Consider the following 12,657-nt stretch of genomic DNA (forward strand, 5'->3'; position numbering starts at 1 on the left):
GGTGGTGCGCCGGGTGCTCATTCGGCGGGCTCCAGGACGGCGAGGATCCGCACCATCGGCTCGTCGCCCGAGGTGCGCAGGTCCTGGGCGGCTTCGGTGAGCGTCTTGGCGGCGGCGTCCCGGGCCGGCCGGCCGCCGGTGAAGCCGGGCAGCGTCTGCTGCTGCCAGTCGCCGACCCGCTTCTCGTACTCGCGCAGGGGTGCGTCCACCTCTCGGTCCGCGATCTTGCGCAGTTCGTCCAGCTGCCGGCGGGTGGCGGCGACGGCCGCCGGTACCAGCGGCTGGAGGTCGTCGATCTCGCCCGCCGCGAAATGGTCGTCCATGCCGGGCCCGACCCCGAGTTCGGCCAGGAGCTCCCCGGTCAACTCCCTTACGCGGGGCTGCTTTCCGTCGGCCAGCCGGTCGACGGCGAGCCAGGCGACGACGGTCGGGCGGCCCTCGGCGTTGGACCACAGGCCCTGGGTGAGCACGACCGGCTCGGGGACCTTCTCGCCGCGCACGACCTGCAGAACCGGAGCCTCCTGGCGGCCGAGCTGGACCAGAACCTTGTCGGTGATCCACTCCACGACGGGGTGCAGTTCGCCGACGTAGTGGGCGTCCGGCCACAGGGAGGTCGAGTCCGCGTCCTCGCGGGCCCGCTTGAGCGAGTCCGCGGCGTCCTTCTTGCTGAAGGTCAGCTTCATCCGCTGGGCGATGCGCTGGTCCCGGAGGTACCCGCTCGGCAGGACGTCGAGGCGGTCGGCCAGGTCGTCCGGGGTGTCGAAGCTCAGATCGGTGCCGTCGACCTCGGTGTCCAGGCGGAACGACTCCAGATCCGCGAGCTCGTCCAGGCCGGTGAGGACGTACTCCCGGCGGTCGTTGAACAGGCGCAGTTCGTCGACGGTGGGGACGACTGCGGCCGCCTCCGCGCCGTCGGCCGGCGTGGTCACGGCTTCGGCCTCCGTCTCGGCGTGGAGGCCGATCATGCCGCCGTCGGTGTCGAAAGCGCCGAAGTCGTCGCCGTCGTCGGCGTCGGCGTCGGCGAAGGCGAAGGCGTCGAACTCGTCGAACACGTCGAAGTCCGGGAAATCCGCCTCCGGTTCGGTGCCGAACTCGCTCATCGTCTGCTGCTCGATGGGGAGTTCACCCGGCTCGTCCCCGTCCCCCGCTGCCGGGTTCGTCTCCAGATCACGTACCGCGTCATCGGGTGCGACTCCCCTGAGCAGCGCCTCCATCACCCGGACTTCCTCCTGCCGGGCGTCGTTCTCCTTGGTCGCCGCCTCGACCGCGCCGAGGACCTCATGGACCTTCGCTTCCCGGTCCAGGACCTTTGCGGCGATGGCCCGGTCGTCGAGTGCTCCCTCGACCTGCGACGTGAGGATCATCGCCCGGAACTCGGGGGGTTCGGTCTGCCCGTACCGGTCGATGCGGCCGTTGCGCTGCTCGACCCGGATGAGGCTCCAGGGGAGGTCCCAGTGGATGAGGTGGTGGCACTGGCGGTGCAGGTTGACGCCCTCGGAGGCGCCGTCGCCGGTGAGCAGCACGCGTACGTCGCTTCCGGCGCGGGCGAACTCGTCGACGTAGTCCATCTGCACGGTGTCGGGCACCGTGCTGTGCAGCACCTTGACGGCTGCCTCGGCGGGCTTCCCCGCCTTCCAGCCGAGCAGGGGCGGCAGGACCGTGCCGAGCCAGTCGAGCGTCTCCCGGCGCTCGGAGAAGACGACGGCACGGATGTCACTGCCGGGCCTCACGCCGATCTTCCGCAGTTCGGTGACGAGGCCGGCGAGCTTGGACGTGGCGCTGAGGTCGCGGTCCTTCGCCGGCCGCTCGGCGGCTTCTCGGGACGCCGACTCGATGGCACGCGCCAGGTCGGCCAAACGCAACAGAGAGGCGATCTCCGAGGGGACAGCTGCGGACGGAGGCTCCTCGACCGGCGGGTGGAAGACCTTGTTGTGCTCCTGCGGGAGCTTGTGGCCGCGCTTGGCCAGCCGCTCGCGGACCGTGGTGAACAGCGCCCGGTGAGAGGAGAGGAACGACTTCAGGAGGACGTACGGGAAGAGGTGGTCGTCTGCGTTCCGGCCACCCGCAGCCGGGGCTGCCCCGTCGGCGGCCGAACCCGCCAGCCAGTGTGCGGCGAGCTCCGCGAACACCTGCTCCTCAAGGTCGCTCGCCGCGCAGGGAACGGAGTACGAGCCGCCCCGCGGCGCCCACGATCCCTTGAGGGCGCCTTCGACCTCGGCGCTGACCTTGGTCCGTCGCAGCATGAGGTGGCGCAGCTCCTCTGCCTTCGGCTGCTTCGGATCCTTGACGGCCATGGGGTCGAGAAGCCGGATCAGGCCGGTGAAGGAGGGCATGTCGCCGTTGTGCGGGGTGGCGCTGGCCAGGATGAGCGCATCGGTGCGCTCGGCCAGCAGATCCGCGAGCGCACGGCGCTCGCTCCCCCGGCTGATGAGGTTGTGCGACTCGTCGATGACGACGGCGTCCCAGCGGATGTTCTCCAGCCACGGCTTGTAGCGCTTGGGGTTCTTCAGCGTGTCCATGGAGACGATCACGCGCTGGTAGTACGTGAACGGGTTGCGCCCCGCCGGGATCTTCCGCTCGATCCGGGCGATACCGGCGCTGTCGAGTCGTACCAGCGGCAGGGAGAAGCGCGTCCACATCTCGTGCTGGAACTGCTCCAGGACCGGTGCCGGGGTGACGACCAGAATGCGCTCGCCGCGGCCGCGCCGGATCAACTCGCCCAGCAGCACGCCGATTTCCAGGGTCTTGCCGAGGCCGACCACATCGCCGATGAGCAGTCGTGGCCGCAGCGGGTTGGCGAGTGCCTTCACTGCGGGGCGCAGCTGGTAGTCCATGCGGTCGAGGAGGAAGCCGTCGGTCAGGGCGAGCCGGCGTTCGATCTGCGGCAGCGGTGTCTTGCGCAGCACGGCCTCGAGGAAGAGGCGGCTGCGTCGGAACGCGAGCGAGCCGTCCGCGACAAGCCTGGTGTCCTCGGGCCGCAGGATGCGCGGGCTGTCCAGCGAGGTGACGAAACGGGCTGCGTGCCCTCGTACGAGATCCGAGGCACCGACGGCCTCGATCAAGAACTCCCCCGGACGCACCTCGCGGCTGGCGCGGACCAGCCACTCCTCGTCCCGGACCTCCACCACTGTGCCTGCCGGAGGGGGGCCTTCATGTGCGGTCAGCTGGTGCGAGGCGTGCTCGCCGAGCGTGCCGGCATCGACGTCGAGCGCAGGTGAGGCAAGCACGGCCTCGGGGGAACTGGGCGCTGCGTCGGTCATAGGGGGCGGTCCTTTCGACGAACCATGGAGACGGCCGGGGTGGTCGGTGCGGTCGGAGCGACCAGGGTGGCGGTCGGGGCGATGCGGGACATCTCGCCCAGCACTCTAGAACCCGGGGACGACCGTGTCGGACCGCGGTCGCCCCCGGGGAACCAGCCGGCCGCGACCCCCGCAAGATCCGAACGACAGGCCCCTCAGGTCTCCAGACAGGACCTAGAGCCGCCTGCTTTGCGCATAGGCCTGACGCAGCCGCTCCGCGGCCTTGAGAGCTGCGGGCGGTGCCTCGGCCGGGCTCGGGGCCGCACGCCGCGGGAGCGGAGGGGCCAGCCGATAACTGGTCGCCGCGTTCTCCGCGGGTCGCTCATCGGGCTTGTCCACGAGCGTCGGCGGGTGGGTGCTCCCCGCCGGCTGCTCCGGGCTGGGCGCGGGTTCGATGTTCTCGGCCCCGGACTCGTCCGGCTCCTGCGGCCGCTGGGGCTCGGCGGGCTGCGAAGCCTCCGAGGGTTCGGAGGGTTCGGAGGGCTCCGACGGCTCCGACGGCTCCGACGGCTCCGACGGCTCCGACGGCTCCGGGTAGAACTCGTCGAACAGCTCCAGGCCTTCCCGCCAAGGGCTGTCGGGGGCGGCGCCCTCGTCCACCGCTTTCTGCGCTGCCTCCTGCACGTGGGAGTCCCCGGTGTCCGAGAGCGCCGAGGCCGGGATCTCGGGGATCAGACCGGACGCCTCCACCACAGCGCGAAGCTCTTTCTCTGCGGCTTCGATCGTGATCCCGTGCTGTGCCAGCAGGAACTGCAAGCTCTCGTCGACGAAGTCGAGGGTGGGCCGCTGATCGGGGATCTGGACCAGGATCTGCGCGAGGAGCGGGATGAACTCCGGGTTCATGTCTCCGTAGATCGGCGGGGCGATCAACGGACCGTTCGGGTAGGGAGCCCTACCGGTCGCCGCGAAGAACAGCGTGGCGCCCAGGCCGTAGACGTCGGCCGGCTCCTTGACGCTCTTGGCGTCGTGATGCTGCTCCAGCGGGTAGTACGGGACGGTGCCCCAGCCTTCTCCGGTCTTGGTGAGGGCCTGACCGGAGTTGCGCTCGGACAGCACGGCGAGTCCGAAGTCCAGGACCACCGGGCCCGCCGGGCCAAGGGCCACATTCCCCGGCTTGAGGTCGCGGTGCAGCAGGTTCGCCCCGTGAATGGCGCGCAGGGCGTCCACCATGCCCAGGCCCAGTGCGACATACGGACCGAGCCCGAGCGGGCCGACCTCTCGCACCAGCTCCCCCAGATTGGGACCGTGAACATAGTCCATCGCCAGCCACGGCTGTTCCGCGTGCGCATCGGCCGCGATCAAGGCAGGGGTCCGGTCACTGACGACCGCGCGTACGGCATCGACCTCGCGGGCGAACCGCTCCCGAGCCTGGTGTTCCTGGCCGGCAGTGCCGCCGCTGAGGAAAGCCGGACTGATCACCTTCACGGCCACCAGGCCGGGCTCCACCTGGTCGAGAGGCCCCGCAAGGTGATAGGCGGCTTCCCACTCCGGGCCCAGCCTGTCAAGAGGGAGCTGACGGCCCAGATACGCGCGGGCCATTCCGCCCTGGCCCAGTACGCCATGGAGTTCGAAGGGGCCCAGGACGGGGGGATCCTCGGCGGCGTCCAGCGGCTTGATCGGCACCCTCTTACCCCCACCCACATCGAGCCTCGGCTCGGATCTGCAGCACTGCCTCATGCACCCTTTCGATCAGTCTACGGTCGGGGCCACCGACGGACGGCTTCCCCCGACCACCGTCACATCCCTCTCGGGCCCTGCGGTTCCGCTGCCCCGAGAGGACCAGAGGCAAGTGCCTCTGACACGGCCAGAACCGGCCAACTCCACGAGCACAGCCCCAAGTTGCTCCGCCCGTGCTGAACGACGGTCCTACAATGATCAATCCATCAGCACCAAGACGGGGGACGCACGGATGCGCGCATGGGTGGTACGAGCCGGGCGTGAGGGCGAACGGGAGCAAGCGGCCCTCGACGAGGGACTCGCGATCGCCGGCTGGACGGGACTGGGCGACCTGACCGACTCCCGATGGCGTGACGACATCCGTGAGCGCGTAGCGGCCGCGTACCCGGACGAAGGGGCGCGCGTCATCTCGAACTGGACGGGCCAGCTCTACCGGTTCCGCCACGAGATCCAGGTCGGCGACCTGCTCGTGCTGCCTCTGACCTCGGGAAACCTGGCCATCGGCCGAGCGGACGGCGGTTATGCATACCGCGACAGCGCTCCCGCCGATCTGCGGCACGTGCGGCACATCGACTGGCTGGTCAAGGACGTGCCGCGCGCAGCCGTCCGTCAGGATCTTCTGGACAGTCTCGGCTCGCTGCTGACCGTCTTCGAGCTCAGTCGGTACAACGGTGCGGAGCGCATCGCCGAGCTGGTCTCCAGTGGAACCGACCCCGGCCGCCCGGACGCGGACACTTTCGCCGCAGGTCTGACCTCACCGGCCAAGCTTTATGACGCGGTGAGCAAGCGGAGCCCCGGCGACCCTCTCAAGCTCTCCAACCGGGACTTCCTCTCCGTCTGGAACGCCGCTCGGCGCTACTCCACGGTGGTCGACCAGATCGAGCAGGACCTTTCGCTCCTGGGCCTCACCACCACGCCTGCATTCACCGAAGGCAACCTGGACAGTGTGATCACCGTGCTCCCGCTCGGTGACGAGCCCGACCGCGAGCGCACCAGCGCCATCACCCGTTCCGGTATCCAGGTCGAGGAGGAGGCCGAGCAACAGCCCGTCGCCTACCTGGTCAGCAACCTGGACGCGGCGAACCGGCCTCCGGAGTCCGTACGCGTCGGGGACTCCCTGCAGTCGGCGATGACGCTGATGATCCTGCGCAAGTACGCCCAACTGCCGGTTCTCGACGAAGAGGACCGCCTGCGGGGCGTCGTGAGCTGGGAGTCCATCGGTCGTGCGCGCATGTCCAACCCCTCGGCCGACCTGGCCGAGGCCACGGCGAAGGCGCGCGAGGCCGACCGGTCCGACGACCTCCTGGACTGGATCGGCGAGATCTACCAGACCGGCTACGTCTTCGTGCGTGATCACGACTTGAAGGTGTGCGGCTTGGTGACCGCGGCCGACCTGGCCCTGCAATTCCGGGCCCGGGTCCGCCCGTTCGTACTCATCGAGGAGATCGAACAGCGACTGCGTCGCGTTGTCGACGCGCACATTCCGCTCGATGCGATGAGGAGCGTGGTCAAGGGGCGCCGTCCTGACTCCGTGCACTCCGCCGCCGACCTCTCCTTCGGCGCGTACAAGCACCTGCTGAAGAACGACGAGAACTGGCGTCGCCTCGGCTGGGCCGCGGACCGCGACCTGTTCTTGAACTGGCTGGAGGCGTGCCGCGGGTTCCGCAACGACGTGATGCACTTCAGCCCGGACCCACTCACTGACGATCAACTCGCCCCAGTGCAGGGGATGCTCGATCTGCTGAGGTCGCTCGACCCGAACTCCTGACATCTCACAGGGCGATCGCGGTCTTCACCGCGCGATTGAGGCATTGCGGGTCGCGCCCCGGGCGCCGGCATGTCTCGGCCAACCGTCACAGCTCAAGAACTCTGATCGGCTCTGTCCGCCGTACCGCTTCACCGTGATCAGCGACCGGGGAGTTGTGGGCCGTGGCGGAGTCGGTGATCTGTTTCCCAGGAAGAGGGCAAGTTCGCGTGCGCATCGCAAGATCGGTGGCTTCTGCCACCCTGACTCTCGTGTTCCTCTCCGGTTGCAGCGACAGCACGGACCACAAGAGCGCCCCGTCAGAGACTGGCGGGTCTCAGCCCGGCCGGCCCACTGAACCCCTCGAGAAGCTGACGCTCCCCGAGGGGTACGAAAAGTCACGTGGATGGGACCAGGAGCTCAACTGGATCCCTGACCACGTCAGCACGCTCCCGGTGGCGTTGGTCTCTCGGTTGAACACGGTGGTCTATCTGCTTGCTGCATCGGGCGGCTACAGCGTCCAGGCACGCGATGCGGATTCCGGCAAGGTGCGCTGGACCGGCAAGGCGTGGAACCCGCCACCCCCGATGGAGGGCTCCCAGGGCGATGCCAACTTGGGTGAGCCCGCGGAGATTCCCGAGGTGTCCACTGTGCGCCAGGGCGGTGAGGAATACGTTGTGGTCTCTGCGCACGGAATGGAGGGCAAGGACGACCTGCACGAGGGCAAGGAGGTAGTCCGACTCGCCGTCTTCCCAACGGACACTTCCGGCACCGGTGTTGCTCCGCTCCGGGAAATCTCCGTTCCCGTCGACGCCAAGATGGGCTCCCTCCGAGTCACAGGCACGGACGGCGGTCTCCTCGTCAAGTGGACGGCGCTTTTCAATGAGCATCACAGTGCCTCCGTCAACGTCACTACCGGCAAGGTGAGGCAACACGGGAACGCCGACGCGCTGCTGCCGCAGTGCGAAGCCATGGTCGAATGCAACGGCAGCCAGGTGGCCACGATGACCGAGACCGGCCCCTTGGTCTCGCTCGGCGGCGGTGGCTTCGGTATGCCGGACAGATGGCTGAGCAAGGACGTCACTCCGCCAGGAGTCTCCAAGGAGCAAGGGGTTCTCGGGTCGTGGAACGGCACCGTGGTCGCAGTCTCCGGCGACCACGTGCTCGCTTCGTGGACGACCGGCAAGTACGGGGACGGCACACCAGTCTGGAGCATCCACGACATCAGGACGGGCCGAGTCAAGGCAAGCATGTCTTGCAGCACCGAAACGAAGGCCGGCAAGGCAGACGATCCCGGTTCGCTGATCGTCTCTCCAGGCGGACGCTTTCTCGCTTCCGGGTCCGTGGCATTCGACACCACGACGCGTAAGGGCACGTGCCTGGCAGGAGATGGCGACCGCAAGGCGATGGCGGTCGCCTCAATCACCAAGAACGGCACTGCCTACGGCGTTGTCACCGAAGGCACCGATGACGATGACAGCGTGGTGGTCGAAGTGCCGCTCAGTGGTGGCCGCCCAAGGTCGATCGGCGCTGGAGTCGACATCCCCATGCAGCCACTCGATCGAGCCGGCCTGTTCATGACTCGCAACAGCACTGGCCAGGTTGTCGTTTCGGTGCGCGCCAAAAGCTGAGCAGAAACGAAGGGCGCCAACCCCACACCGACCGGGCCCTCACGGCGCCCAGCTTCGCGCGGCTCGGGCAACTGCAGCTCGCGACCAGCACGCGGCGGCAGCCGCATATCGGACACAGCCGGGAAGGGGCGGGGAGGGGAGAAGAAGGCGACTACTCCAGCACCGCGACCCCCTCCAGTTCCACCAAGCACTCCTCGTCCCACAGCCGGACCGCGCCGATGACCGCCATCGCCGGGTAGTCGCGGCCGGCCAACTGCCGCCAGATTCGGCCGAGTCGGGATGCGTTCGCGCGGTAGTCCGCGACGTCCGTGGCGTAGACCGTGACGCGGGCGAGGTCGGCGGGGGTGCCGCCGGCCGCGTGCAGCGCGGCCAGCAGATTGGTGAGGGCGCGCTCGAACTGTTCCGGGAGTGTGCCCCGTACGGGCTTGCCGTCCGGGTCGAGTGCCGTCTGGCCCGCCAGGAAGACGATGCGGGAGCCGGTGGCGGTGACGGCGTGGGAGAAGCCGGTGGGCGGGGAGAGTTCGGCGGGGTTGACGCGTTCCAGGCTCACTCGGCGGCCTCCTCGGGGAGTTGTGCGTACAGCTCCTTGGCGATGATGGTGCGCTGGACCTCGGTGGCGCCCTCGTAGATGCGGGGCGCGCGGACCTCTCGGTAGAGGTGTTCGAGCAGGTGGCCGCGTTGCAGGGCGCGGGCGCCGTGGAGTTGGACGGCGGCGTCGACGACCTGCTGTGCGGTCTCGGTGGCGAGGAGTTTCGCCATGGCCGCCCGGCGGGGCACGTCCGGTTCGCCGCGGTCGTACGCCGCGGCGGCCGCGTAGACGAGGAGGCGGGCGGCCTCGGTGCGGGTGGCGAGTTCGGCGATCTGGTGGGCCACGGACTGGAGGTCCTTCAACTTGCCGCCGAATGCGCTGCGTCGGGCGGTGTGTGCCAGGGTCGCGTCCAGGGCGGCCTGCGCCATGCCGACCGCGAACGCGCCCACGCTGGGCCGGAACAGGTTGAGCGTGCCCATCGCGACGCGGAAGCCCCGGTCGACCTCGCCGAGCAGGTCGTCGCGGGTCACCGGCACGCCGTCGAAGGCGAGGGCGCCGATGGGGTGCGGGGAGATCATGTCGAGCGGCGTGCCGGTCAGGCCGGGGCGGTCGGCGGGGACCAGGAAGGCCGAGACGCCGCGGGCCCCGGCGCCGGGGGTGGTGCGGGCGAAGACGGTGTAGAAGTCGGCCTCGGGGGCGTTGGAGATCCAGCACTTCTCGCCGGTGAGCCGCCAGCCGCCCCCCGAGTCGCGGTCCGACTCCGCCGCCAGTGCGAGCGCCGCCGCGTCCGAGCCCGCGTCCGGCTCGGAGAGCGCGAAGGCCGCGACCGCGCTGCCCTCTCTGACCTGCGGCAACCAGCGGGCGCGCTGGGCGGGCGAGCCGTGCGCGTGCACCGGGTGCGCGCCCAGGCCCTGCAGGGCGAGCGCGGTCTCGGCCTCCGTGCAGCCGTACGCGAGGGACTCCCGCATCAGGCACAGTTCGAGCGAGCCCGAGGTGAACAGCCTTTCCAGGAGGCCGAGTTCACCGAGCGCGCGGACCAACGGGCGGTTGATGCGGCCCGGCTCCCCCTGCTCGGCCGGCGGCCGCAGGCGCTCGGCGGCCAGGGCGCGCAGCTCCGCACACCACTGGAGTTCCTTCGGATCGAGCGCGAATTCTGACACCGGCACGCCTCCTTGCGGCGGAGTTATCGCGATGCGTTGACTGTCGTCACCAACACGATACGCTCGATGGGCGACGCCACCACCGTCCTCGGCACTTCTGAGGGGCGCACGATGGAGCTGACAACCTCGGCCCACGCCGACACCTTCCCCCGCGACCACCTTCCACCGCACGACCAGTGGCCGCACCTGGACTTCGGACTGCCCGAGCTGCAGTACCCGGAGCGACTGAACAGCGCGACCGAACTCCTGGACCGCACCGTGGCCCGCCTCGGCCCGGACCGCCCCGCCTTCCGCACGGCCACCGGCGAGACCTGGTCGTACGGCGAACTGCAGGACCGGGTCGACCGCATCGCGCGGGTGCTCACCGACGAGCTCGGCGTGGTGCCCGGCAACCGCGTGCTGCTCCGCGGCCCGACCACGCCCTGGCTGGCCGCCTGCTGGCTGGCCGTCCTGAAGGCGGGCGCGGTCGCCGTCACCGTTCTGGCGCAGCAGCGGGCCGCCGAGTTGGCCACGGTCTGCGAGATCGCCCGGGTCGAGCACGCGCTGTGCGACGCCCGGCATGTGGAGGACCTGGCCAAAGCGGAGGTCCCCGGGTTGCGGATCACGCCGTTCGGTGGTGCGGGCCCCGACGACCTGGTGCGGCGCGCGGCCCGGCAGGAGGGCGGGTTCACCGCGGTGGACACGGCCGCGGACGACGTCGCGCTGATCGCGTTCACCAGCGGCACGACCGGACGCCCCAAGGGCTGTATGCACTTCCACCGGGACGTCCTCGCGATCGCCGACACCTTCTCGCAGCACGTCCTGCGGCCCACCCCGGACGACGTGTTCGCGGGCAGCCCGCCGCTCGGCTTCACCTTCGGGCTCGGCGGCCTCGTGGTCTTCCCGCTCCGTGCCGGGGCCTCGGCTCTGCTGCTCGAACAGGCGGGCCCCAAGCAGCTGTTGCCCGCGATCGCCGAGCACCGGGTGTCGATCGTGTTCACCGCGCCGACCGCGTACCGCGCGATCCTCGACGAGGTGTCCGCGTACGACATCTCCTCGCTGCGCCGCTGCGTCTCGGCGGGCGAGAACCTGCCCGAGGCCACCTGGGAGGCATGGCGGGAGCGGACCGGGCTGCGGATCATCAACGGCATCGGCGCGACGGAGCTCCTGCACATCTTCATCTCCGCCGCCGACGACGCGATCCGCCCCGGCCGCACCGGCCTTCCCGTGCCGGGCTGGCAGGCGCGGATCGTCGACGGGCAGGGGAAGCCCCTGCCGGACGGCGAGCCCGGTCTGCTCGCGGTGCGCGGCCCGGTCGGCTGCCGCTATCTCGCCGACCCGCGCCAGCAGGAGTACGTGCGCGACGGCTGGAACCTCACCGGGGACACGTACGTGCGCGAACCGGACGGCTACTTCCGGTACGTGGCCCGCGCGGACGACATGATCATCTCGGCCGGGTACAACATCGCGGGCCCCGAGGTCGAGGACGCGCTCCTTCGCCACCCCGACGTCGTGGAGGCCGCGGTGGTGGGCCGGCCCGACGAGCTGCGCGGGCAGAGCGTCGTCGCCCATGTGGTGCTGCGCGACGGGGTGCCGCGCACGGAGGCGACGGTCGCGCTGCTGCGGGACTTCGTGAAGGGCGAGTTGGTGCCGTACAAGTGCCCGCGCGAGATCGTCTTCCCGGACGCGCTGCCGCGCACGCCCACCGGCAAGCTGCAGCGCTTCCGCCTGCGCACGCACTGATCGCCGCCGGTCGTACGGGTTCTAGAGTGATCACGTGGCAGAGCTGCACACTCCGCGGTCCCTGATCGTCACGTACTACGGCGCGTACGGCCGTCGCACGCCCGGTCCCGTACCGGTGGCCGAACTCATCCGGCTGCTCGGCGCGGTCGGCGTCGACGCGCCGTCCGTGCGCTCCTCGGTGTCCCGCCTCAAGCGGCGCGGCCTGCTCGTGCCGGAGCGCACGGCGGACGGCGCCGCCGGGTACGCCCTGTCCGCGGACGCCCGCCAGCTCCTCGACGACGGCGACCGGCGCATCTACGCGCACGAGCAGCCGCGGGGCGAGGCGGGGTGGGTGCTCGCCGTGTTCTCCGTGCCGGAGTCCGAGCGGCAGAAGCGGCACGTGCTGCGTTCCCGGCTCACCGGCCTCGGGTTCGGCACGGCCGCGCCCGGCGTGTGGATCGCCCCTGCCCGGCTGCACGAGGAGACCCGGCACACCTTGGAGCGGCTCCAACTCACCGCGTACGTCGACCTGTTCCGGGGTGAGCACCTCGGGTTCGCCGCTACGGCCGAGGCGGTGGCGCGGTGGTGGGACCTGGCGGCGGTGGCCGAGGAGCACGAGCGGTTTCTGGGGGCGCACGAGCCGGTGCTACGCGCGTGGTCCGCGCGCTCGGACACTCCGGCGGAGGCGGCGTACCGGGACTATCTGCTCGCCCTCGACAGCTGGCGCCACCTTCCTTACGTCGACCCGGGCCTGCCTGCCGAGCTGCTGCCCTCGGACTGGCCGGGCGGGCGCTCGGCCCGGGTCTTCGCGGCGTTGGACGCGCGGTTGCGGGTGGCGGGGGCGGGGTTCTGCGGGGTGCCGGCGGGCGCGTGATTGTCCATTCCCCACCCCGCCCCTTCCCGAAAGCCTGCGGCG

8 protein-coding genes are annotated in these 12,657 nt (G+C 70.3%); 4 read left to right on the top strand and 4 right to left on the bottom strand.

What is annotated here, in order from left to right; translation table 11 throughout:
• Positions 1 to 17: 17 nt before the first annotated feature.
• Positions 18 to 3,260 carry a DEAD/DEAH box helicase gene (locus QIS96_RS00790; RefSeq protein ID WP_282540332.1) on the bottom strand — a complete coding sequence of 1,081 codons (3,243 nt, stop codon included), beginning with the start codon at positions 3,258 to 3,260 and terminating at the stop codon, positions 18 to 20.
• 213 nt (positions 3,261 to 3,473) lie between these two features.
• Positions 3,474 to 4,922, bottom strand: coding sequence for a serine/threonine-protein kinase (locus tag QIS96_RS00795; RefSeq protein WP_282540333.1), 1,449 nt, complete (start codon positions 4,920 to 4,922; stop codon positions 3,474 to 3,476).
• Between the two features lie 286 nt (positions 4,923 to 5,208).
• Here QIS96_RS00795 and QIS96_RS00800 point away from each other — a divergent pair, with 286 nt between their 5' ends.
• Both QIS96_RS00800 and QIS96_RS00805 read left to right on the top strand, forming a co-directional pair.
• Positions 5,209 to 6,744, top strand: a complete 1,536-nt coding sequence (locus tag QIS96_RS00800) for a CBS domain-containing protein (RefSeq protein WP_282540334.1) — start codon at positions 5,209 to 5,211, stop codon at positions 6,742 to 6,744.
• 449 nt (positions 6,745 to 7,193) lie between these two features.
• Positions 7,194 to 8,351 (top strand): hypothetical protein, encoded by a 1,158-nt coding sequence (locus QIS96_RS00805; protein WP_282540335.1) that lies wholly within the window; start codon positions 7,194 to 7,196, stop codon positions 8,349 to 8,351.
• Between the two features lie 151 nt (positions 8,352 to 8,502).
• Here the strand turns inward: QIS96_RS00805 and QIS96_RS00810 are convergent, their stop codons facing one another.
• Both QIS96_RS00810 and QIS96_RS00815 read right to left on the bottom strand, forming a co-directional pair.
• On the bottom strand, positions 8,503 to 8,901 hold the full coding sequence (locus tag QIS96_RS00810; protein WP_282540336.1) for a RidA family protein: 399 nt from the start codon (positions 8,899 to 8,901) through the stop codon (positions 8,503 to 8,505).
• Positions 8,898 to 10,040, bottom strand: a complete 1,143-nt coding sequence (locus QIS96_RS00815; RefSeq protein WP_282540337.1) for an acyl-CoA dehydrogenase family protein — start codon at positions 10,038 to 10,040, stop codon at positions 8,898 to 8,900. Before QIS96_RS00815 ends, QIS96_RS00810 begins: the two co-directional genes overlap by 4 nt.
• A 111-nt stretch (positions 10,041 to 10,151) precedes the next feature.
• On the opposite strand from QIS96_RS00815, the gene QIS96_RS00820 reads away from it, so the two are divergent.
• Entirely contained in the window at positions 10,152 to 11,762 is a 1,611-nt protein-coding gene (locus QIS96_RS00820) for an AMP-binding protein (protein ID WP_282540518.1), read from the top strand.
• Positions 11,763 to 11,796: 34 nt separating this feature from the next.
• Positions 11,797 to 12,615 carry a PaaX family transcriptional regulator gene (locus QIS96_RS00825; protein WP_282540338.1) on the top strand — a complete coding sequence of 273 codons (819 nt, stop codon included), beginning with the start codon at positions 11,797 to 11,799 and terminating at the stop codon, positions 12,613 to 12,615.
• Positions 12,616 to 12,657: the final 42 nt, after the last annotated feature.

The sequence above is a fragment of the Streptomyces cavernicola genome (genome assembly GCF_029968035.1).
GTDB classification, from domain to species: domain Bacteria; phylum Actinomycetota; class Actinomycetes; order Streptomycetales; family Streptomycetaceae; genus Streptomyces; species Streptomyces cavernicola.

Coding starts and splice junctions, on each gene's coding strand:
- QIS96_RS00820 (WP_282540518.1), top strand. CDS start 10,152: ATGGAGCTGACAACCTCGGCCCACGCCGACACCTTCCCCCGCGACCAC.
- QIS96_RS00800 (WP_282540334.1), top strand. CDS start 5,209: ATGCGCGCATGGGTGGTACGAGCCGGGCGTGAGGGCGAACGGGAGCAA.
- QIS96_RS00790 (WP_282540332.1), bottom strand. CDS start 3,260: ATGACCGACGCAGCGCCCAGTTCCCCCGAGGCCGTGCTTGCCTCACCT.